The sequence below is a fragment of the Rhodococcus sp. NPDC059179 genome (assembly GCF_042754885.1).
Lineage (GTDB): Bacteria > Actinomycetota > Actinomycetes > Mycobacteriales > Mycobacteriaceae > Rhodococcus_G.
The window spans coordinates 155,213-176,830 of the sequence record NZ_JBHZBV010000005.1; the positions used below are offsets into that span (position 1 = coordinate 155,213).

Consider the following 21,618-nt stretch of genomic DNA (forward strand, 5'->3'; position numbering starts at 1 on the left):
AATGAATCCCGCGCTTGCAGCGGGACTACAGATAGCACTGGTGATCGCCGTGCTAGCGATTCTGTATGTCCCCGTCGGTGACTACATGGCCAAGGTCTACACCACCGACTCCGATCTCCGTTCCGGGGATCTGCGCATCGAGACGGTCCTGTACCGGCTCTGCCGCATCAACGCCCGCACCGACCAGACCTGGTACGGCTACGCCGGTAGCCTGCTCGGCTTCTCGGCCGCGAGCGTGCTGTTCCTCTACTTCCTCCAGCGCGTCCAGGGTGTGCTGCCGCTGAGCGGCGACCTGGCAGGCGTGAGCCCGGCGATGGCGTTCAACACCGCCGCATCGTTCGTGGCGAACACCAACTGGCAGTCCTACGCGCCCGAGACCACGATGAGCAACCTCACCCAGCCGATCGGCCTTGCGGTGCAGAACTTCGTCTCCGCTGCCGTCGGCATGGCGGTGGCGGCCGCGCTGATCCGCGGCTTCGTCCGCGTCTCCCGCGGCGGCGAGATCGGCAACTTCTGGGTGGACCTGACCCGTGGCTGCCTCCGGATCCTGCTGCCCATCTCGTTCGTCATCGCGCTGGTCCTGTTGAGCCAGGGCGTGATCCAGTCCTTCAACAGCGGTTTCGGGTCCACCGGCCTCGACGGAAACTCCGTGACCAACGCGCTCGCCCCTGTCGCCTCGCAGGAGGCCATCAAGGAGCTCGGCACCAACGGCGGCGGCATCCTCGCCGCGAACTCGGCGCACCCCTTCGAGAACCCGACCCCGCTCAGCAATATCGTCGAGATCCTCGCGATCCTGCTCATCCCGGTCAGCCTGACCCGCACCTTCGGCACCATGGTCGGCGACCCCCACGACCGAGCGAGCGAGGTGTCTGGGCACCGCCAGGGCCTGACCCTGCTGGCCGTCATGGGCATCCTCTGGGCCGGCCTGCTCGCCGTGACCCTCGCCGCCGAATCCGGTCAGCGCGGCGTCGCGGCCACCGCGGCAGGCGCGATGATGGAGGGCAAGGAGGTCCGATTCGGGATCCCCGGCACCGCGTTGTTCGCAGTGAGCACCACCGGAACCTCCACCGGCGCGGTCAATGCCGCGCACGACAGCATGTCGCCGCTCGGCGGCGGCGCGGTGCTGCTGAACATGCTGCTCGGCGAGATCGCGCCCGGCGGCGTCGGCACCGGGCTGTACGGCATCCTGGTGATGGCGCTGATCGCCGTGTTCGTCGGCGGACTGCTCGTCGGACGGACCCCCGAGTACCTGGGCAAGAAGCTGGGGCAGCGGGAGATCACCCTGGCCGCGCTGTCCGTCCTCGTGATGCCTGCGCTGGTGCTCATCGGCACCGGGATCACGGTGATCCTGTCGTCCACCACCGGATTCCAGGGCAACAGCGGCGATCCGGGCACTCCCGGATCCATCCACGGCTTCTCCGAGGTGCTCTACGCCTTCGCCTCGGCCTCGAACAACAACGGCAGCGCCTTTGGCGGCCTGACCGTGACGAGTGACTGGTTCCAGTCCTCGCTCGGCGTCTGCATGCTGCTCGGACGCTTCCTGCCGATCATCTTCGTGCTCGCGCTCGCCGGATCGCTGGCGTCGCAGAAGAAGACGGCACCGGGCGCAGGCACCCTGCCCACCGCTGGCCCGATGTTCGCCGGCCTCCTCACCGGCACCGTCGTCCTGGTCGCGGCGCTGACATTCTTCCCGGCCCTGGCTCTGGGCCCGATCGCGGAGGCTCTGCAATGAGTGTGAACACAACCGAACGACCCGACGTCACCCCGCAATCCGGGGTCGGCGTGGGGCACGAGCACCACCAGAACCGGGTGCAGGCCGGGATCTTCAGCCCGAAGCAGTTGCTCACGTCGCTGCCCGGCGCCTTCCGCAAGCTCGATCCGCGCCACCTCGCCCGCAATCCGGTGATGTTCGTCGTGCTCGTCGGCTCGGTCGTCACCACCGTCATGGCGATCGCCGATCCGTCGGTGTTCTCCTGGGTGGTCGCGGCCTGGCTGTGGTTCACCGTGCTCTTCGCGAACCTGGCCGAGTCCGTGGCCGAGGGACGCGGCAAGGCCCAGGCGGCGAGCCTGCGGAGGGTCAAGCAGGACACCACCGCACACCGGATCACCGCCGGCGGGGGCACGGAGTCGATTCCGGGCGCCGAACTGGTGGTCGGTGACCGCGTTGTCGTGGTCGCGGGCGAGGTGATCCCCGGCGACGGTGACGTCGTGGAAGGCATTGCCACCGTGGACGAGTCGGCCATCACCGGCGAGTCTGCACCCGTGGTCCGCGAGTCCGGCGGCGACCGGTGCGCGGTCACCGGCGGCACCATCGTGCTGTCCGACCGGATCGTCGTCCAGATCACCGCGGCACCGGGACACTCCTTCGTGGACCGGATGATCGCCCTGGTCGAGGGCGCGGCACGGCAGAAGACGCCCAACGAGATCGCGCTGAACATCCTGCTGGCGTCGCTGACGATCATCTTCATGCTCGCCGTCGTCGCAATCGGGCCGATGGGAATGTACGCGGGCCAGGAGCAGGACCCGATCAAGCTGATCGCGCTGCTGGTCTGCCTGATCCCCACCACCATCGGGGCGCTGCTCTCGGCCATCGGCATCGCGGGCATGGACCGACTGGTGCAGCGCAACGTGCTCGCCATGTCGGGCCGCGCGGTCGAGGCGGCAGGCGACATCGACACGCTGCTGATGGACAAGACCGGCACCATCACCTACGGCAACCGTCGGGCCACCGCCCTGCATCCCGCTCCAGGGGTCACCGCGGGGGAGCTCGCGGCGGCCGCGCGGCTGTCCAGCCTGGCCGACGGCACCCCCGAGGGCCGCAGCATCGTGGAATTGTGCGCCAAGGACTTCGGGCTCGACGCTGACCCGTCGGAGGCGGAGAAGACCGGCGAGTTCGTGCCGTTCACCGCACAGACCCGGATGAGCGGCCTCGATATGGGGGGATCGCAGATCCGCAAGGGCGCCAGCGACGCCGCGCTGTCCTGGGTGCGGGCGGCCGGCGGCGGTGTGGCGCCCGCCGTGACCGACACCGTCAATGAGATCGCCCAGGTCGGCGGAACGCCGCTCGTGGTGGCCGTGGTCGAGGCCGGGAGTCCGAGGGTGCTCGGCGTCATCCAGCTCTCCGACGTGGTCAAGCCGGGCATCGCCGAGCGGTTCGCCGAGTTGCGGGCGATGGGCATCCGCACCGTCATGATCACCGGCGACAATCCGTTGACCGCCAAGGCCATCGCGGCCGAGGCGGGCGTGGACGACTTCATGGCCGAGGCGACACCGGAGGACAAGCTCGAGCTGATCCGCAAGGAGCAGCGGGGCGGCCGGCTGGTCGCGATGACCGGCGACGGCACCAACGACGCGCCCGCGCTCGCGCAGGCCGACGTCGGCGTGGCGATGAACACCGGCACCTCCGCGGCCAAGGAGGCCGGGAACATGGTGGATCTGGACTCGGATCCCACCAAGCTCATCGAGGTCGTGGAGATCGGCAAGCAGTTGCTCATCACCCGCGGCGCGCTCACGACATTTTCGCTGGCCAACGACCTGGCGAAGTACTTCGCCATCCTGCCCGCGTTGTTCAGTGGGATCTACCCGCAGCTCGACACGCTGAACATCATGCGCCTGGCGACGCCGCAGTCGGCGATCGTGTCGGCGGTGATCTTCAACGCGCTGGTGATCGTGGCGCTGATCCCGTTGGCGCTCAAGGGTGTGCGCTACCGGCCGTCCTCGGCCTCGCAGCTGCTGGGCCGAAACCTGTTGATCTATGGCGTCGGTGGTGTGATCACGCCGTTCATCGGCATCTGGCTGATCGACCTCGTCGTCCGACTTATTCCTGGAATTGGGTGAGCTTGAATGCGATTCACAATCGGTTTCCTGAGGCAGGTGTGGGCCGGCCTGCTGGTCCTGCTCGCGCTCACCGTGATCCTCGGCGTGATCTATCCCGCCGCGGTGTGGGGGGTGGGCCGGATCAGCTCCGGATCCGCCGAGGGCTCGCCGGTGCGCGACAGCAACGGGTGCGTGGTCGGCAGCCGCTGGGTGGGGGTGGACCCGCAGGTGGAGGCCGGTGCACCGGATCCCTTCTTCCACAACAGGGTCACCGGCTCGGTCTCGGATGAGGACCCGTTCGCGCCAGGGGACCCGGCGACAGCCTTGCCGACCAACCAGGGCCCCAGCAGCGAGATCCTGGCGGCGTTCATCACCGAGCGTCGCGCGGTGATCGCGGAACGCGAGGGCGTGCGACCGGATCAGGTTCCGGTCGACGCGGTGACCGGATCCGGGTCCGGCATCGACCCGCACATCAGCCCGGCCTACGCCGAGATCCAGGTGCCGCGGGTCGCCGAGGTGAACGGGCTCGGCGAGCAGCGGGTCCGTGAGCTCGTCGCCGAGCACACCGAGGGCCGCCAGCTCGGCCTGCTCGGTGAGGAACGGGTGAACGTGCTCGAGCTGAACCTCGCTCTCGGCCTCACCGCGCCTTCCTGCGACTGACGCGCTCGCTGGTGGATGATGACGGAGTGAGTGGTACGGGTTCCGGGGGCGAGCGCAAGCGCGGCGAGCTGCGCATCTATTTGGGCGCCGCTCCCGGGGTCGGCAAGACGTTCGCGATGCTCGGCGAGGCACACCGTCGTCGCGAACGGGGCACCGATGTGGTCGCGGCCGTGGTGGAGACCCACGGCCGCGCCCGCACGGCCGCGCAGATCGGCGACCTCGAGGTGGTGCCGCCGAAGCTCATCGAGTATCGCGGCACCACGATGGGTGAGCTGGATGTGGACGCGGTGCTCCGGCGCAGGCCCGCACTGGTGCTCGTCGACGAACTCGCCCACACCAACACCCCTGGCAGCCGGAACGAGAAGCGGTGGCAGGACGTCGAGCAGGTGCTCGCCGCGGGCATCGACGTGCTCACCACGCTCAACGTGCAGCACCTCGAGAGCCTCAACGACGTGGTTCAGCAGATCACTGGGGTGGCGCAGCGGGAGACCGTCCCCGATGCCATCGTGCGCGCCGCCACCCAGGTCGAGCTCGTCGACGTCACCCCGGAGGCGTTGCGCCGCAGGCTTTCCCACGGCAACATCTACGCCGCGGAGAAGGTGGACGCGGCGCTGAGCAACTACTTTCGGCGCGGCAACCTCACCGCGCTGCGCGAGCTGGCCCTGCTGTGGGTCGCCGACCAGGTGGATGCGGCGCTCTCGAAGTACCGCGCGGAGAACGAGATCACCGACACCTGGGAGGCCAGGGAGCGGGTGGTGGTGGCCGTCACCGGGGGACCGGAGTCGGAGACGCTGGTGCGCAGGGCCGGCCGGATCGCCTCGCGCTCGAGCGCGGAGCTGATCGTCGTGCATGTGGTGCGGGGCGACGGCTTGGCAGGCGTGTCCGCGCCGGAGATGGGCAAGGTGCGCAAGCTGGCGACCAGCATCGGCGCGAGCCTGCACAGCGTGGTCGGCGACGACGTGCCGTCGACCCTGCTCGAGTTCGCGCGAGCGGCCAACGCGACCCAGCTGGTGCTGGGGACCTCGAGGCGATCGCGCTGGGCCCGCATCCTCGACGAGGGCATCGGCGCGGCCGTAGTGCAGCAGTCCGGATCGATCGACGTGCACATGGTCACGCACGGTGAGTCGAGCACGCCGCGCAGGCTGACTCCGGCCGGCACCCGTTCGCGAAAGATCCTGGCCTGGGTCGCCGCGGTCCTGGTGCCCTCGGCGGCCGCGCTGGCGATGGGTGCGGTCAACCGGTCCTTCGGGTGGGGTGGGGAGAGCGCGCTGTTCTTCATCGTGGTGCTGCTCGTGGCCCTGCTCGGCGGTGTCGCGCCCGCCGCTTTGTCCGCTCTGATCTCGGGCCTGCTGCTCAACTACTTCTTCACCCCTCCGCTGCGCAGCTTCACGATCGCCGAGCCGGACAACTTCATCACCACGGTGGTGCTGCTGGTGATCGCGGTCGCAGTGGCCGTGCTGGTGGACGCGGCGGCGAAACGGGCCAGGGAGGCGCGCCGGGCGTCCAAAGAGGCGGAACTGCTTGCCCTGTTCGCCGGTTCGGTGCTGCGCGGCGCCGACCTGCCCGCGCTGATGGAAAAGGTGCGGGAGACCTACGCCCAACGGTCGGTGAGCATGATCCGTCGCGGCCACGGGGTGGTGAGCTCGGTGGGGCCGGACCCGCTCACGACGGTCGACGAAGCCGACACGGTGTGCGAGGTCGCGGACGGCGAGTACGTGCTGGCGCTCCGCGGCGACGAACTGCACGCCCGCGACCGGCGGGTGCTGCTCGCCGTCGCGAATCAGGCAGTGGGGCTGATCCGGCAGAGCGAGCTCGCCGAGGAGGCCAGTCAGGCGCAGGCACTGGCGGAGGCGGACCGGCTGCGGCGTTCGCTGCTCTCCGCGGTCAGCCATGATCTGCGGACGCCGTTGGCCGCGGTCAAGGCGGCGGTCTCGAGCCTGCGCAGTGACGACGTGGAGTTCTCGCCGGAGGACACCGCGGAACTGCTTGCCACGGTGGAGGAATCGGCCGATCAGCTGACCAACCTGGTGGGCAACCTGCTCGACTCGTCGCGGCTCGCGGCGGGCGTGGTGCGCCCCACCCTGCGCCCGGTCTACCTGGAGGAGGTGGTCCACCGCGCGCTGGTCGGTGTCGGGGTTGGCTCGCCGGGATTCGGCAGGGCGGGACCGGCGAGGGTACAGGTCGACGTCGGGGGGAACGCGGTGATGGCGGACAGCGGACTGCTCGAGCGGGTGCTGGCGAACCTGATGGACAACGCCCTGCGGTACGCGCCGGATTCGACCGTGCGCATCGCCGCGGCGCCGGTCGGGGGCCGGGTGTTGATCACGATCGCGGACACCGGCCCCGGGATCGCCCGCGGTGCGGAGGAGCAGATCTTCGACTCGTTCCAGCGCCTCGGCGACCGGGACATGTCCACCGGGGTCGGGCTCGGGTTGTCGGTGGTGCGCGGGTTCGTCGAGGCGATGGGGGGAACGGTCAGCGCCACGGACACACCGGGTGGCGGGCTGACGATGGTGGTAGATCTAGCTGGTATCGGGAAGGTGACTGCGTGACACGGGTGCTGGTGATCGACGACGAACCGCAGATCCTGCGGGCGCTGCGGATCAATCTGAGTGTGCGGGGGTACGAGGTGACCACCGCGGCGACCGGGGCGGCGGCGCTGCGGGCCGCCGCCGAGAAGCATCCCGAGGTGATCGTGCTCGATCTGGGCCTGCCCGACATGGACGGCATCGAGGTGCTGGCCGGGCTCCGCGGGTGGTCCACCGCCCCGGTGATCGTGCTCTCGGCGCGCACCGACTCGGCCGACAAGGTGGAGGCCCTCGATGCGGGCGCGGACGACTACGTCACCAAACCCTTCGGCATGGACGAGTTCCTGGCCCGACTGCGCGCCGCGGTGCGGCGCCATTCCGCGGCCACCGATGTGGGCGAACCGGTGGTGGTCACCGATTCGTTCACCGTCGACCTGGCCGCGAAGCGGGTGACGAAGGACGAGCGCGAGGTGCACCTGACGCCCACCGAATGGGGGATGTTGGAGATGCTGGTGCGCAACAAGGGCAAGCTGGTCGGGCAGAAGGAGCTACTCCGCGAGGTGTGGGGTCCGTCCTATGCCACCGAAACCCACTATCTGCGTGTGTATCTCGCGCAGCTGCGCCGCAAACTGGAACGCGATCCCTCGCAGCCGAAGCACCTGATCACCGAGTCCGGGATGGGGTACCGGTTCGAGGTCTAGGGCACGGGCTCCCGCGTGGCTTGTTGCCGCCCGCACGGAGCGCAGGCGATGATCCTCAGCGTCAGGATCGACCTCCGACGGCAGAGGATCCACCATGGACACGGCGACCGACCTCGTCACCGCAGTCAACGACAAGTTCTGGTACCTGATCATCGCGTTGCTGATCGGTCTCGGCCTGTACTTCTCGGTCCGGTCCCGTTTCGTCCAGGTTCGCCTGCTGCGGGAGATGTTCCGGGTCATCACCGACAAGCCCCATGACCTCAAGGACGGCCGCCCCGGCATCTCCTCGTTCCGGGCGTTCTCCATCTCGGCGGCCTCCCGGGTGGGCACCGGCAACATCGCGGGCGTCGCGATCGCGATCAGCGTCGGCGGTCCCGGCGCGATCTTCTGGATGTGGGCGATGGCGATCGTCGGCGCAGCGACCGCCTTCGTCGAGTCCACGCTCGGCCAGCTGTTCAAGGTCCACGACAAGGACAGTTTCCGCGGCGGTCCGGCCTATTACATGCAGTACGGGCTCGGGAAGCGGTGGATGGGTGCCATCTTCGCGGTGGTGATCACCGTCACCTACGGATTCGTGTTCGTTGCCGTGCAGTCCAATTCGATCGCGGACGCCGTCGACACCTCGGTGGGTGGGCCCACCGGTACCGGCAATGTGATCGTCGGCGCGGTGGTCGCGGCCCTGACCGCCGCGGTGATCTTCGGGGGCGTGCGACGGATCTCGTCGGTTTCGCAGGTCGTGGTGCCCTTCGTCGCCGGCATCTACCTGCTGCTCGGCCTGGTCGTGGTGTTGATGAACATCGGCCGGGTGCCCGAGATGCTCACTCTCATCGTGGAGAACGCGTTCGGGATCAAGGAGGTGGTCGGCGGCGGCATCGGAGCGGCGATCATGCAGGGCATCAGGCGTGGGCTCTTCTCGAATGAGGCGGGCATGGGATCGGCGCCGAACGCCGGTGCCACCGCGTCGGTGTCCCATCCGGCAAAGCAGGGCCTGGTGCAGAGCCTCGGCGTCTACTTCGACACGCTGCTCGTGTGCACCACGACGGCGTTCATCATCCTGCTGGCGAACCCCGACTACGGCACCGAGACGGGCGCCTCGCTCACCCAGGTCGCGCTCGCGGAACATCTCGGGGAGTGGACGATTCACTTCCTGACCGTGGCGATCTTCTTCCTCGCGTTCACCTCCGTGATCGGCAACTACTACTACGGCGAGTCCAATATCGGGTTCCTGACGCCGTCGAGGGCCGCGCTGCAGGGCTTCCGGGTGTTGGTGGTGCTCTGCGCCTTCGGGGGCGCGGTCGGATCGCTGCCGCTGATCTGGAGTCTCGCGGACCTGTCGATGGGGGTGATGGCGACGATCAACCTGATCGCCATCGCGCCGCTGTCGGTGCTGGCCTTGCGCCTCATGCGGCATTACACCGATCAGCGCAAGCGGGGGCTCGACCCGGTCTTCAACCGCTCGGAGATGCCGGACATCAGGGGGATCCAGGCCTGGGATGACACGCCCTCGTCGGCGGACGGGGCGATCACCGACTGCTGGCCGACCACGGTGAAGGAGAGCTGACGCCGCACGTCGCCCGCGGCGCCGACTTCGCGGGATGGCAGGATTCGGGGCATGGCTGATCAGACACCCGCTTCCACCCCCGCCGAGCAGGCCGCGTCCACCGAGTTGTGGGTAGAGCGCACCGGGACGCGCCGCTACACGGGCCGCAGTTCGCGCGGCGCCGAGGTGCTGATCGGGTCGGAGACCGTCGACGGCGTGTTCACCCCCGGTGAGCTGCTGAAGATCGCCCTGGCCGCGTGCACCGGCATGAGCTCGGACCTGCCGCTCTCGCGCAGGCTCGGGGACAACTACGACGCGACCGTGCGGGTCTCGGGCGCGGCGGACCGCGAGAACGAGGTGTACCCGCAGCTCGACGAGATCCTCCAGGTCGATCTGAGCGAACTCGACGCCGAGGCGCAGGAGCGTTTGCTCACCGTTGTGGTCAAATCGGTGGACAAGGTCTGCACGGTCGGACGTACCCTGAAAACTGGCACCGTGGTGAACCTCACGGTGGAAACCGATTCGTGATCAAATAGGCGCCATGTTGCTCTCTCGTGTTGCGATGGTCGGTGCCCTGGTGGTCACCGGCGCGATCATGGGTGCCCCGATCGCCGTCGCCCAGCCCGCTCCTGCCGGGCCCGCCCCCGCCGAGCCCGCAGTCGCGGCGACGCCCGCCGTCGCGCCGCCGTTTTCGCTGCCCGGCCTGACGTCGCCGTTGCCGGGACTGTCTGCGCCGTCGATCGTTTCGCCGACGACGACGCCAGCGGTGCCCGCGCCTGCCATCGCGACGCCGACGACCGCTGCGCCCGTGACCTCGGCGCCCGCAACCTCGACGCCCGCGAGCGCCGCACCCGCGCCCGCCGTGCCGACGACGACGTCCGCCGCGGCCGCGCAGACGTGCACGCCGTGGACGGTGAGCGAGGTGGCCGGCGGATTCGGCATGCTGGAGAACCTGGCGTTCGACGGCCGCGGAAAGATGCTGCTGTCCGAGGGCACGCTGTTCGGTGACGGCGCCATCCGCACGCTGACGCCCGCGGGAAAGACCGGCACGCTGGCCTCGGACTTCACCGGGCCGGGCGGCATCGTCGTGCACGGCGACGACGTCCTGTTCACCACCGGCAACACCGCGATGGCAGGCCTGTCGAACAGCAAGAACGGCACCGTCGAGTCCGTGAACCTGGACACCGGTGAGCAGACGACCGTGGCCGAGGGCCTGACGATGCCGAACGGGTTGGCCAGGCTGGCGAACGGCGACCTGCTGGTCACCAGGAACCTCGGGTCCGACCAGGGCCTGACCCGGATCCCGGCCGTGAAGCCGCGCACCCCGGCCTCGGTCCGCACCGATCTGGGCTCCGCGAACGGCATCGCCGTGACGGCGGACGGCGGGGTCGTGTACGTCGGCAACACCTTTGAGCCGAACACCGAGATCCAGGAGCTCGACGCGACCGATCTCACCGGCCCCGTCCGGACCGTGAAGGTCGCGGGATCCGGCCAGACGAACGCAGGCGACGACCTCACCGTCGGCGCCGACGGCAACGTCTACATGACACTCAACGGCGCGGGCAAGGTGGTTCGGGTCGACCCCGCCACCGGCACCACGTGTGAGATCGCCTCCGGGTTGCTGCTGACCAGTTCCGCCCGGTTCGGATCCGGCCCCGGCTGGGATTCGACGGCGTTGTACACCACCAGCTTTGACGGCACCGTGCACAAGCTCGTGCCCCCGAAGAGCTGAGCGGGTCTCCGATGCGCCCACCGGAGCAGGTGCGCCTGACCGCGTGGGTGCACGGATCGGTTCAGGGCGTGGGCTTTCGGTGGTGGACGCGATCGAGGGCGCTCGAACTGGGCCTGGTAGGACACGCCACCAACCGCCCGGACGGCCGGGTGCTGGTGATCGCCGAGGGGCCACGGCCGCTGTGCGAGCGGATGCTCGGACTGCTCCGGTCCGGTTCGACGCCCGGGCGGGTCGATCTCGTGGTGGAGAGCTGGTCGGATGCCGCGGGGAACCTGTCCGGGTTCGACGAACGCTAGCCTCGGTGCGATGACGTCAGAGGATGGGGAGGGACCAGTGGGACCCGATCAGGACGAACCGGGCGACCGGAACGGCGCGGGCGAGACCGGCGGTGCCGAGGGGGCAGGCGCAGGCCGGATCCGGCGTCAGGAGGCAGGCAGCACCGTTCCCCGGCCCCCGACCGTCGGCGAGGCGCGCGCCAGGGACAAGGCCCGCAAGGACCGCGCCGAGCAGGAGCGGCTGGCGGCCGAGGCCGCGGCCAAGGAGGAGGAACGGCGGCGCAAGCGGCGCAAGGGCCTGATCGGCGGCGTCGCGGTGGTCGGCGTGGTCGGGCTCGTCGCGCTCGGGTACACCGCGCTGTCCTCGGACGAGGTCGAGGCCACCTGCATCGACCCGAACACCGAGGTCGAGGTCGACGACAAGTACTGCGCGACCGGGACACAGGGCACCGGCGCGATGGCGGGCATGTTCATCTTCGCGGGCTCGCCGTACCGCTACTACTACGGCGGCACCAGCGGCGGCGTCGGCACCAAGATGTCCGGTGGCACCATCGTGACACCCAAGGGGACCACCATCAAGACCAAGTCCGGCACCACGATTCAGCGCGGCGGCTTCGGCAGCAAGTCGCCCGGCGCCAGCAGCGGGAGCTGACGTGCGCAGAGTTCGGAGCACCCCGCGTCCGGGGTGGCAGAAGACGGTCGAATCCCAGGGCCTGGTCTACGGCAGCCCGGCGCGACTCGGCGACGGCACCGCTCGGCCCTACTGGGACGAGTCGGTGCACTATGAGTTCGAGATGGACGAGATCCTGGCGGTCGAGGCGGATGTCGAACTGCTGCACTCGATGTGCCTGAACGCGGTCGAGCAGGTGATCCTCACCGAGCGATTCGCGGACTTCGGCCTGCCGGAGTGGACCTGGGGTCCGATCGCGGAATCGTGGCGGCGTAGCGACCCGCACGTCTACGGCCGATTCGACCTCCGCTACGACGGACGCCGCCCCGCGAAGCTGCTCGAGTACAACGCGGACACGCCGACCACCCTGCTCGAAGCGTCCATCCTGCAATGGCATTGGCTCAAGGACACCCATCCCGACGACGACCAGTGGAATTCGCTGCACGAGGCCCTGGTCGAGCGCTGGGGGGCGATCCGCGACCGATTGCCCGGCGACGAGGCGCACTTCTCCTGGTCGTCGGCGGATGCCAGCGGCGAGGACAACATCACCGTCGCCTACCTCCAGGAGACCGCGGCGGAGGCCGGTCTGAACACGGTCGCCCTCGCCATCGAAGAGATCGGCTACGACGAGGATCTGCATCGGTTCGTCGACCTCGAGGAGGCGCCGATCTCGACGCTGTTCAAGCTGTACCCCTGGGAGTGGGTGCTCGACGACGACTTCGGGAAGAAGGCCCTCGAGCTGCTTCCCGAGACGATGTGGATCGAACCCCTGTGGAAGACGCTGCTGAGCAACAAGGCGATCCTGGCGGTGCTGTGGGGCATGTACCCCGGGCACCCGAACCTGTTGCCCGCCTACCTCGATGACCCGCACGAGCTCACCGAGTATGTGCGCAAGCCCAGGCTCGGGCGTGAGGGCGCCAACATCTCGGTCGTGGGCGCGGGCATGGAGACGACCACCGGCGGCATCTACGGCGACGAGGGCTACGTCTACCAGCTGCTCGATCCGCTACCGGAGTTCGACGGCATGCGCCCGGCGCTCGGGGCCTGGATCGTCGGCGACACCGCCGCCGGACTCGGCATCCGGGAGACCTCGGGACTGATCACCGATGACGGCGCGGCCTTCGTGCCGCACCGGATTCCGCAGCAGTGACCGCATTCGCAACCCTGACGCAAACCGGAACGGAGCAATTGATGACGACTGAGGTACTGGCCCTCGGCAGCGATTACTGGTCCGACCTGGGCAGGGGAGTTGCCGCGATCGCGCTCTACGCGATTCTCGGTCTGGTGCTGATGGTCCTCGGCTTCTACGCCATCGACTGGACCACTCCCGGCCACCTGCGGACGCTGGTCCGCGAGGGCAGGCCGAACGCCGCAGCGGTCACCGCCGCCGGAATGGTGAGCATGGCGTTGATCATCGTGCTCGCGATCTTCGCGTCGTCGGGCCAGCTGGCCGAGGGGTTGATCTACACGCTCGTCTTCGGCCTGCTCGGGATCGTCGCGCAGGTGTTCTCGGTGCGGTTCATCGAACTGGTCACCGGCATCGACATCGGCGAGGTGCTCGCCGAGGAGCGCTTCACCCCCGAGGTGCTGGTGGTCGCGGCCGCGCACGTCGCGCTCGGTCTGATCGTGGCAGTCGCGATTCTCTGATGCGGCTGATTCCGGCGGTTGTCGCGGCCGCGCTGCTGACGAGCTTCGGTGGCTCCGCGTCCGCGGCGACCGGAGGTGACACGCCGACCCGCCTCGAGCAGTTGGCGCGGGAGATCCTCGCGCCCTCGCCTGGCCGCTCGGTCGATGTGGCCTACGTGGATTCGTCGGGAATCACCCGGGCGCACCTCGGGGAAGGCGACGCGGGTGAGTACGAGATCGGTTCGATCACGAAGACGTTCACCGCGCAATTGTTCTCCGTCGCGATCGACCGCGCTGAAGTCCGCGCGGACACGCGGCTCGGGGAGTTGCTGCCCGTGCAGGGCACGGCCGTTGCGGATGTCACGCTGGAGGCACTGGCCGGGCACCGCTCGGGGCTGCTCGAGTTCGCTGCGACGCCTGACATGGTCGCGGGTGGTGTCGAGTGGAAGGTCAACGGGCGCAACCCGTTCACCTTCAACCGAGAGGAGTTGCTGGCCCACGCACGGGTGGCGCCGTTGATCGGTCGCGGGTCGTTCAGGTATTCGACGCTGGGGTACGCGCTGCTCGGTCAGGCCTTGGCGGCCGCAGCGCACACCGACTACCCGACCCTCGCGAACGCGCGAATCGTCGAACCTCTCGGACTCGACGACACGTGGATCCCCGGCACGAATGCCGATCTGCCCGCGGACGTGAGCACTGGCGTCGATGAATCCGGGCGTCCCCAGGAACCCTGGGCGATCGACGCCTACGCACCGGCGGGAGGAGCACGGTCGACCCTCGCGGACATGGCGGCCTACGCGCAGGCACTGATCCGGGGGGACGCTCCGGGAAGCGCTGCGCTGCAGCCGCGGTGGTCTGATGCCCCGACGCTGCGTCGGGGCTACGGCTGGGGCATCGCGGCGATCGACGGGGTGGACTACACCATGCATGCGGGCGGAACCGGCGGCTTCTCCGGCAACATCGTGCTCGACCGGACCAACGGAGTCGCGCTCGTCGTCCTGCAGGACACGGCCGCGAACCGCGAACGATCGGCCGTCGACCTGCTGCGCCGCATGCGCGAGGGCTGACGGCGCCGACAGCTCCGGTCGACGGTTGGGTTCGATGAGCAGGCCTGTCGATGTTTCGCGTTGCCAGGAGCACACTGGATGTAGTTCGAATCGTCCACAGGAGGCCCGGGAGGCCGTTCCGGGTCACCTCGCCCGAAAGAGGCAAGCGGATGCCGTACACCGAAGACGACCCCAACGAGATCGCTGTCCCCGTCCACAGGGGCGCCCACATCGCCGACCCCGGACCGCTTGGTCTGGCAGCCTTTGCCCTGACCACGTTCATCCTGTCCAGCGCCAACGCCGGACTCATCTCCGCGGAGGCGGAGGCCGCCGTCCTCGGGGTGGCGCTGTTCTACGGCGGCCTCACCCAGCTCGCCGCCGGCATGTGGGAGTTCCTCAAGGGCAACGTCTTCGGGGCGACGGCCTTTTCCTCGTACGGCGGCTTTTGGCTGAGCTTCTGGTACCTGAGCACATTCAGCGCCGAGGACATGGGCGCTGACAAGCACGTCGGGGTGGGAGTCTTCCTGCTGGCCTGGACCATCTTCACCACCTACATGTGGTTCGCCAGCACCCAGGTCAGCAATGCCCTCTTCGTCACCTTCTCGGTGCTCCTCATCGCCTTCATCTTCCTGACCCTTGGAGCGCTCCTGGAGCAGCCCGGCCTGACGAAGGTCGGCGGCTACGCCGGACTCGCCGCTGCCGTCGCCGCGTGGTACACCTCCGCTGCCGGGGTGCTCAGCACGACGTTCGGGCGCGTGGTCATGCCCACCGGCCCGCGGTACAGGTAGGTTGGCGGGCCTCAGCCGACGGGCGCCGGCTCGTCGACCTGCTCGGACGGCAGCCCGCGCCCGATGATCTCGCCGTCGAAGAACCGGCGATCGCGGCTGCGCCACCACCACATCAGTGGCAGACCCAGCAGCATCGATCCCACGCCGAGGATGAACACCCCACCGATCTGCCAGTGCGGGGCGAACGGCAGCGTCCAACTGGTCTCGCCGTAGTCCGACGCGAACGAGGTGACCGCCGTCCAGCCGGCGGCGAACAGCAGCATCGCGCCACCGATCAGCGGCAGGACGACCCGCATCCACAGCGCGCGCCCCCCCTCGCGCACGGTGCCGCGGTACAGCCAGGCGCAGGCCACCCCGGTCATGCCGTAGTAGAAGCCGACCGCGATCCCGATCGCGGAGACCGAATCGAAGATCAGGTTGCCCGCGGAGACGAAGTTGAAGGCGATGTAGAGCGCCGCGGACACCGCGCCCATCGCGAGGGTGGACACCGTCGGCGTCAGGAACCGGGGGTGCACCTTCGCGAAGCTGTCCGGCAGCGCCTTGAACACGCCCATCGACAGGGTGGTGCGTGCGGTCGGCAGGATGGTGGTCTGCGTCGACGCAATGGCCGAGGTCAGGATCATCAGCAGCAACACGTGGACCGCGATCTGTCCGAGCATGCTCTCGCCGAACACCGCGGTGCCGAGCGCGGCGAAGATGTCGTCCACATGTTCCGGGTTGGCCAAACCGGTTCCCTCCTCGCCGATTCCGGCGAAGGACTGCGCCGCGACCGTGACGAGGACGTAGAGCGCGACCAGCACGACCGTCGAGATCACCGCGGAGCGGCCAGGGGTGCGCCGCTTGTCGACGGTCTCCTCGTTGACGGAGACCACCGAGTCCCAGCCCCAGTAGATGAACACCATCAGCAGGATCGCGTTGACGAACGTGGAGAACGAGCCGATCTCGAACGGGTTGAACCAGCTCCACTGCGGGGTCAGGGCCGCGGCGCCCGCGTTGCCCAGCCACACCCGGACCAGCGCGACCACCGCGAACACCACCAGCGCGACGAACTCGATCGTCAGCAGCACCGACTGGAAGCGCGCCGAGATGTCGATCCCGCGGAAGCACAGGTAGGTCATGGCCAGCATGAACGCCACCCCGAGCAGCAGCACCCAGACGCTGGTCGCGTCGTGGCCGATCCCGTCCGCGCCGAACAGCAGAAAGGTGTACTGGCCCGCGACCTGGGCCATGCTCGCCATCACCAGCACGTCCGCCACCACGATGGCCCAGCCGGCCATCCACCCCCAGGACGGACCGAAGGCGCGGGTGGCCCAGACGAAGGTGGTGCCGCAGTCCGGGTCGGCGCGGTTGAGCTCCTTGTAACCGAACGCGGCGAACAGGATCGGGACGAACGCGAGGAGCGCGACCACCGGGGCCTGCAGCCCGACGGCCGCGACGACGAGGCCGAGGGTGGCCGCGATGCTGTAGGCGGGACCGGCCGAGGCCACTCCGATCACCACGCTGGAGGTCAGGCTCAGGGCCCCCGTCCTGAGCCCCTTGGAACTGGTCACATCATCGATCACTCGGGGGAGAGTAATGCAGGGCCGGTGTCGGTGCCGAAGGCTACCGTCGACGGCGTACCCGACAGTTGAGGAGTAGCGATGAGCGCCGTCACGACGAACCAACCGCTTGGCACCCCCACCTGGATCGACCTGGGCATCCCCGACCTGGATCGGGCGATGTCGTTCTACGGGCAGGTCTTCGGCTGGGAATTCGACATCGGCCCCGAAGAGTCCGGGCGGTACACGATGTGTCTGGTGCGGGGCAAGAAGGTCGCCGCACTGATGCCGAACCCCGACGAGAACGCGACCGATTTCTGGTGGAATGTCTACCTGGCAACCGACGACGTCGACGAAACGGTCGCTCGATCCAGGGATGCGGGCGGTGCCGTGCTGGTCGAGCCGATGGACGTGATGGGGCAGGGTCGGATGGCGATCATGCGAGATCCCTCGGGCGGACAGTTCGGGCTGTGGCAGGGGCAGGCGCACGTCGGCTGCGAGTTGGTGAACGAGCCGAACACGCTGCTGCGCAACGACCTGGTGACGCCGAGACCCGGCCCGGCCCGCGACTTCTACGCTGCGGTGTTCGACTTCACGCTGGACGGGAACGACGACCTGCCCGGCATGGACTTCACATTTCTACGCCGACCGGACGGACACGAGATCGGCGGCATCATCGGTGACCCGGCCGCGCCCGCAGCGGCCTGGGGCACGCTGTTCCAGGTGGACGACGCGAACGCGGCCGTCGCCGCCGCCCGGGCGGCCGGGGGCACCGCGGAGGACCCGACGGACATGCCGTACGGGCGGACCGCGGAGGTCACCGACCCGTTCGGCGCGAAGTTCACCGTGGGCTCCCCGGTTCCCGGCACATCGGGGTAGGGCCCGGGTCTTCGTCCCGGCGCGGCGTTCAATGGCCGATTCGGTCGGTGCGGTGCAGTAACGTCATTCGCCATGCATCTCAAGAGTCTGACGCTGAAGGGCTTCAAGTCCTTCGCGTCCGCGACGACTCTGCGGTTCGAACCGGGCATCACCTGCGTGGTGGGGCCCAACGGGTCCGGCAAGTCGAACATCCTCGACGCCCTCACCTGGGTGATGGGCGAGCAGGGCGCGAAGGCGCTGCGCGGCGGCAAGATGGAAGACGTCATCTTCGCCGGCACCTCCGGCCGGCCCCCGCTCGGCCGCGCCGAGGTCACGCTCACCATCGACAACTCCGACGGCGCACTGCCGATCGAGTACTCCGAGGTCTCGATCACCCGGAGGATGTTCCGGGACGGCGCAGGCGAGTACGAGATCAACGGCAGCTCGTGCCGGCTGATGGACGTCCAGGAACTGCTCAGCGACTCCGGCATCGGCCGGGAGATGCACGTCATCGTCGGCCAGGGCCGGCTCGCCGCGATCCTCGAGTCCCGCCCGGAGGACCGCCGCGCGTTCATCGAGGAGGCCGCGGGCGTCCTCAAGCACCGCAAGCGCAAGGAAAAGGCCGTCCGGAAGCTGGACGCCATGCAGGCCAACCTGGCCCGCCTCACCGACCTCACCGCCGAGCTGCGGCGCCAGCTCAAGCCGCTGAGCAGGCAGGCCGAGGTCGCCAGGCGCGCGCAGACCGTGCAGGCCGATCTGCGCGACGCCCGGCTGCGGCTGGCGGCCGACGACCTGGTCACCCGGCGGGCGGAGCTGGCGTCCCAGTCGCAGGACGAGGCGATGGCCCGCGCCCAGCAGGAGCACGTACAGGCGGAGCTCGAGGCGGCGTCCGCGGAGCTCGGCGCCCACGAGCAGGCGCTGGCCCGGCTGACGCCAAGCGCCGAGGCCGCGGGCCAGACGTGGTTCCAGCTCTCCGCGCTGGCCGAGCGGGTCAACGCCACCATCCGGATCGCCAGCGAACGGGCCCGCCACCTCGACAGCGCGCCCGCGGCCGGCCGCGGGCAGGACCCCGATCAGCTCGAGGCGCAGGCCGAACGCGTCGCGGCGGAGGAGGCGGAGCTGGCGGAGGCCCTCGAGGTCGCCAGGGCGACCCTCGACGCAGCCAAGGACCAGCTGACCCAGTACGAGGAGGCGTCGGCCGCGGCCGAGCGTGCGCACATGGCAGCCGTCCGGGCCATCGCCGATCGCCGCGAGGGTCTGGCCCGGCTCTCCGGCCAGGTCGACACGCTGCGTACCAGGGCAGACTCCGTCGACTCCGAGGTCGCCCGGCTCTCGCTGGCCATCGAGGACGCCCGAGCGCGCGGCGACGCTGCGCAGGCCGAGTTCGAGAGTGTCCAGGACAAGATCGGCGATCTGGACGCGGGTGAACTCGGGCTCGACAGTCATCACGAGCGCGCCGTCGCCGCGCTGGACAGCGCCACTGCCCGGGTGACCGAACTCCAGGACGCGGAGCGCGCCGCGGGACAGGAGGTCGCGTCGCTGCGGGCCAGGATCGAGGCCCTCTCGATCGGGTTGCAGCAGAAGGACGGCGCCGCCTGGTTGGTCGAGCACCGCTCCGGGGACGGACTGATCGGCCCGCTCGCCGGGATGCTCCGCATCCGGTCCGGATACGAAACCGCGATCGCCGCGGCGCTCGGACCCGCAGCCGACGCCGTCGCCGCGCAGACGATCGTCGACGCACGGTCGGCCGTCGTGGCCCTCAAGGACGCCGACGGTGGTCGCGCCGCACTGGTCATCGGGGGTGTCGCCGCGGCGCCGCCGCGTGATGACGCGACACTGCCCGGAGCCGCGCACCGCGCGCTCGACCTGGTCGAGCACCCCGACAACCTCCGCGGTGCGCTGACCGCGCTGCTCGGCGAGGTCGCGGTGGTCGACACCCTCGAGGAGGCCGCGGACCTCGTCGTCGGCAGGCCTGGCCTGCGCGCGGTCACCCTGGACGGTGACCTCGTGGGGGCGGGCTGGATCACCGGCGGCTCCGATCGGCGACCCTCCACGCTGGAGGTGCAGTCCGCCATCGACGCGTCCACCGCGGGCCTCGCCGACGCCGAACGCCGGGCCGACGAACTCGCGGCCGCACTGTCCGGCGCGCTGGCCGAGAAGGCGGACCGCACCGAATCCGCCGAGCAGACCCTGGCCGCGCTGAACGAGTCGGACGCCGCGTTGTCCGCGATCTACGAGCAGCTCGGCCGGCTCGGACAGGTGGCCCGCGCCGCGCACGCCGAATCCGACCGCCTGGCCAATCAGCGCACCGCCGCCGAGACCGGCCGCGAGGACGCGGTCGCGGCGCTGCGGGAGCTGGAGGAGCGCCTCGCGCTTGCCCAGCAGGAACAGACGATGGACGGCGACCCGGCGGCAGGCGACCCCAGCAGCGGCGAGCGGGAGGCCGCTGCCGCGGCGCTCACCGAGGTGCGGGCCGTGGAGATGGAGGCCCGCCTGACGCTGCGGACCGCCGAGGAACGTGCGGAATCGGTTCGCGGCAAGGCGGATTCGCTGCGGCGCGCGGCGCAGGCGGAGCGCGACGCCCGGGCCCGCGCGGAACGGGCCATGGCCGCGCGGCAGAACGCGGCCGCCGTCGCCGCCGCGGTCGCGGAGTCCGGCAGGCGGGTGGCGGCGCACCTGGAGGAGGTGGTCGCGGCTGCGGTGGCGCACCGCGACGGCCTGACTCGTCAGCGGGCCGAACGCACCCAGCAACTGGAGACGGTCAAGGAGCGGGTCCGCCAGTACACCGGCCAACTGACCGCGCTGACCGACGCCGTGCATCGCGACGAGGTGGCCAGGGCACAGGCGGCACTGAGGATCGAGCAGCTCGAGGAGACCATTTCGGAGCAACACGGAATCGGGCTCGAGGACCTCATCGCGGAGTACGGACCCGAGGTGCCGCTGCCGCCGTCGGCGCTCGAGATGGCCGAGTACGAGCAGGCCAGGGAGCGCGGCGAGCAGGTGGTCGCCCCAACGCCGATGCCGTACGACCGGGACACCCAGGAGCGCCGGGCCAAGCGGGCCGAGCGGGACCTCGCGACCCTCGGCAAGGTCAATCCCCTTGCGCTGGAGGAGTTCGCGGCGCTCGAAGAGCGCTACAACTTCCTGGCCACCCAGCTCGAGGACGTCAAGACCGCGCGCAAGGACCTGCTCGGGGTGGTCGCCGACGTCGACGCCCGGATCCTGCAGGTGTTCACGGAGGCGTGGCTGGACGTCGAGCGCGAGTTCGTCGGGGTGTTCGCGAAACTGTTCCCCGGCGGCGAGGGCAGGCTGGTCCTGACCAATCCGTCCGACATGCTCACCACCGGCATCGAGGTGGAGGCGCGTCCGCCCGGCAAGAAGGTCAAGCGGCTCTCGCTGCTCTCCGGTGGCGAGAAGTCACTGACCGCGGTGGCGATGCTGGTGGCGATCTTCCGGGCACGTCCCTCCCCGTTCTATGTGATGGACGAGGTGGAGGCGGCCCTCGACGACACCAACCTGCGGCGCCTGATCGGCCTGTTCGAGCAGCTGCGCGAGAAGTCGCAGCTCATCGTCATCACGCACCAGAAGCCGACCATGGAGGTGGCCGACGCCCTGTACGGCGTCAGCATGCGCGGCGACGGCATCACTCAGGTGATCTCGCAGCGCCTGCGCGGGCAGAACCTGGCGGTTGCCCAGCCCGTCGCGGAGTGAGCAACGGGCAACCAACCCTCGACGACACAAGATCAAATTCCCCCGTATTTGCGGCAATCGCAGGTCAGTGCTGCATACGCTCTGGTGAGACCCACCGTGGGTGACTTCGCATCAGCGACAAGGAGTTCG

18 protein-coding genes are annotated in these 21,618 nt (G+C 69.5%); 16 read left to right on the forward strand and 2 right to left on the reverse strand.

Features of this window, described 5'->3' with window-relative positions:
• The first annotated feature begins 1 nt into the window (after position 1).
• From kdpA to ACFXMV_RS13295, 7 genes are all read left to right on the forward strand, one after another.
• Positions 2 to 1,732 (forward strand): potassium-transporting ATPase subunit KdpA, encoded by a 1,731-nt coding sequence (gene kdpA, locus ACFXMV_RS13265; RefSeq protein WP_378500845.1) that lies wholly within the window; start codon positions 2 to 4, stop codon positions 1,730 to 1,732.
• Complete coding sequence (gene kdpB / locus ACFXMV_RS13270) at positions 1,729 to 3,837, forward strand: potassium-transporting ATPase subunit KdpB (protein WP_378500844.1); 2,109 nt, start codon at positions 1,729 to 1,731, stop codon at positions 3,835 to 3,837. Before kdpA ends, kdpB begins: the two co-directional genes overlap by 4 nt.
• A 6-nt stretch (positions 3,838 to 3,843) precedes the next feature.
• Positions 3,844 to 4,476, forward strand: coding sequence for a potassium-transporting ATPase subunit C (locus ACFXMV_RS13275; RefSeq protein ID WP_378500843.1), 633 nt, complete (start codon positions 3,844 to 3,846; stop codon positions 4,474 to 4,476).
• A 26-nt stretch (positions 4,477 to 4,502) separates the two neighbouring features.
• Positions 4,503 to 7,028, forward strand: a complete 2,526-nt coding sequence (locus tag ACFXMV_RS13280; RefSeq protein WP_378503297.1) for a DUF4118 domain-containing protein — start codon at positions 4,503 to 4,505, stop codon at positions 7,026 to 7,028.
• Positions 7,025 to 7,705 carry a response regulator gene (locus ACFXMV_RS13285; protein WP_378500935.1) on the forward strand — a complete coding sequence of 227 codons (681 nt, stop codon included), beginning with the start codon at positions 7,025 to 7,027 and terminating at the stop codon, positions 7,703 to 7,705. Before ACFXMV_RS13280 ends, ACFXMV_RS13285 begins: the two co-directional genes overlap by 4 nt.
• Before the next feature lie 94 nt (positions 7,706 to 7,799).
• Entirely contained in the window at positions 7,800 to 9,266 is a 1,467-nt protein-coding gene (locus ACFXMV_RS13290) for an alanine/glycine:cation symporter family protein (protein ID WP_378500934.1), read from the forward strand.
• Positions 9,267 to 9,317: 51 nt separating this feature from the next.
• The gene (locus tag ACFXMV_RS13295) at positions 9,318 to 9,773 is read left to right on the forward strand and encodes an OsmC family protein (RefSeq protein ID WP_378500933.1); all 456 of its coding nucleotides are present in this window, start codon (positions 9,318 to 9,320) and stop codon (positions 9,771 to 9,773) included.
• Here the strand turns inward: ACFXMV_RS13295 and ACFXMV_RS13300 are convergent, their stop codons facing one another.
• Positions 9,774 to 10,187, reverse strand: a complete 414-nt coding sequence (locus tag ACFXMV_RS13300) for a hypothetical protein (protein WP_378500932.1) — start codon at positions 10,185 to 10,187, stop codon at positions 9,774 to 9,776.
• Here ACFXMV_RS13300 and ACFXMV_RS13305 point away from each other — a divergent pair.
• From ACFXMV_RS13305 to ACFXMV_RS13335, 7 genes are all read left to right on the forward strand, one after another.
• Positions 10,159 to 10,977, forward strand: coding sequence for an SMP-30/gluconolactonase/LRE family protein (locus tag ACFXMV_RS13305; protein ID WP_378503298.1), 819 nt, complete (start codon positions 10,159 to 10,161; stop codon positions 10,975 to 10,977). The two genes, ACFXMV_RS13300 and ACFXMV_RS13305, sit on opposite strands and share 29 nt — an antisense overlap.
• 11 nt (positions 10,978 to 10,988) lie before the next feature.
• The gene (locus ACFXMV_RS13310) at positions 10,989 to 11,273 is read left to right on the forward strand and encodes an acylphosphatase (protein WP_378498359.1); all 285 of its coding nucleotides are present in this window, start codon (positions 10,989 to 10,991) and stop codon (positions 11,271 to 11,273) included.
• Between the two features lie 10 nt (positions 11,274 to 11,283).
• Positions 11,284 to 11,904 (forward strand): hypothetical protein, encoded by a 621-nt coding sequence (locus ACFXMV_RS13315; RefSeq protein ID WP_378498358.1) that lies wholly within the window; start codon positions 11,284 to 11,286, stop codon positions 11,902 to 11,904.
• Between the two features lies 1 nt (position 11,905).
• On the forward strand, positions 11,906 to 13,072 hold the full coding sequence (locus tag ACFXMV_RS13320) for a glutathionylspermidine synthase family protein (RefSeq protein ID WP_378498357.1): 1,167 nt from the start codon (positions 11,906 to 11,908) through the stop codon (positions 13,070 to 13,072).
• A 41-nt stretch (positions 13,073 to 13,113) separates the two neighbouring features.
• Positions 13,114 to 13,569: a DUF350 domain-containing protein gene (locus ACFXMV_RS13325; RefSeq protein ID WP_378498356.1), complete on the forward strand. Its 456-nt coding sequence runs from the start codon at positions 13,114 to 13,116 to the stop codon at positions 13,567 to 13,569.
• Complete coding sequence (locus ACFXMV_RS13330; protein WP_378503299.1) at positions 13,569 to 14,615, forward strand: serine hydrolase domain-containing protein; 1,047 nt, start codon at positions 13,569 to 13,571, stop codon at positions 14,613 to 14,615. The genes ACFXMV_RS13325 and ACFXMV_RS13330 overlap by 1 nt, the downstream gene beginning before the upstream one ends.
• A 149-nt stretch (positions 14,616 to 14,764) precedes the next feature.
• A complete protein-coding gene (locus ACFXMV_RS13335) occupies positions 14,765 to 15,382 on the forward strand; it encodes an acetate uptake transporter (RefSeq protein ID WP_378498354.1) in 618 nt (205 codons plus the stop codon).
• A gap of 11 nt (positions 15,383 to 15,393) precedes the next feature.
• Here the strand turns inward: ACFXMV_RS13335 and ACFXMV_RS13340 are convergent, their stop codons facing one another.
• The gene (locus tag ACFXMV_RS13340; RefSeq protein ID WP_378498353.1) at positions 15,394 to 16,944 is read right to left on the reverse strand and encodes an APC family permease; all 1,551 of its coding nucleotides are present in this window, start codon (positions 16,942 to 16,944) and stop codon (positions 15,394 to 15,396) included.
• A gap of 78 nt (positions 16,945 to 17,022) precedes the next feature.
• Between ACFXMV_RS13340 and ACFXMV_RS13345 the strand changes: the two genes are divergently transcribed.
• Both ACFXMV_RS13345 and smc read left to right on the forward strand, forming a co-directional pair.
• Positions 17,023 to 17,799: a VOC family protein gene (locus tag ACFXMV_RS13345; RefSeq protein ID WP_378498352.1), complete on the forward strand. Its 777-nt coding sequence runs from the start codon at positions 17,023 to 17,025 to the stop codon at positions 17,797 to 17,799.
• Positions 17,800 to 17,871: 72 nt separating this feature from the next.
• Positions 17,872 to 21,489, forward strand: a complete 3,618-nt coding sequence (smc, locus tag ACFXMV_RS13350; RefSeq protein ID WP_378503300.1) for a chromosome segregation protein SMC — start codon at positions 17,872 to 17,874, stop codon at positions 21,487 to 21,489.
• Positions 21,490 to 21,618 lie beyond the last annotated feature (129 nt).

Coding starts and splice junctions, on each gene's coding strand:
- ACFXMV_RS13290 (WP_378500934.1), top strand. CDS start 7,800: ATGGACACGGCGACCGACCTCGTCACCGCAGTCAACGACAAGTTCTGG.
- ACFXMV_RS13330 (WP_378503299.1), top strand. CDS start 13,569: ATGCGGCTGATTCCGGCGGTTGTCGCGGCCGCGCTGCTGACGAGCTTC.
- smc (WP_378503300.1), top strand. CDS start 17,872: ATGCATCTCAAGAGTCTGACGCTGAAGGGCTTCAAGTCCTTCGCGTCC.
- ACFXMV_RS13310 (WP_378498359.1), top strand. CDS start 10,989: ATGCGCCCACCGGAGCAGGTGCGCCTGACCGCGTGGGTGCACGGATCG.
- ACFXMV_RS13325 (WP_378498356.1), top strand. CDS start 13,114: ATGACGACTGAGGTACTGGCCCTCGGCAGCGATTACTGGTCCGACCTG.
- ACFXMV_RS13335 (WP_378498354.1), top strand. CDS start 14,765: ATGCCGTACACCGAAGACGACCCCAACGAGATCGCTGTCCCCGTCCAC.
- ACFXMV_RS13300 (WP_378500932.1), bottom strand. CDS start 10,187: ATGCCGAATCCGCCGGCCACCTCGCTCACCGTCCACGGCGTGCACGTC.
- ACFXMV_RS13345 (WP_378498352.1), top strand. CDS start 17,023: ATGAGCGCCGTCACGACGAACCAACCGCTTGGCACCCCCACCTGGATC.
- ACFXMV_RS13295 (WP_378500933.1), top strand. CDS start 9,318: ATGGCTGATCAGACACCCGCTTCCACCCCCGCCGAGCAGGCCGCGTCC.
- ACFXMV_RS13275 (WP_378500843.1), top strand. CDS start 3,844: ATGCGATTCACAATCGGTTTCCTGAGGCAGGTGTGGGCCGGCCTGCTG.
- ACFXMV_RS13315 (WP_378498358.1), top strand. CDS start 11,284: ATGACGTCAGAGGATGGGGAGGGACCAGTGGGACCCGATCAGGACGAA.
- kdpB (WP_378500844.1), top strand. CDS start 1,729: ATGAGTGTGAACACAACCGAACGACCCGACGTCACCCCGCAATCCGGG.
- kdpA (WP_378500845.1), top strand. CDS start 2: ATGAATCCCGCGCTTGCAGCGGGACTACAGATAGCACTGGTGATCGCC.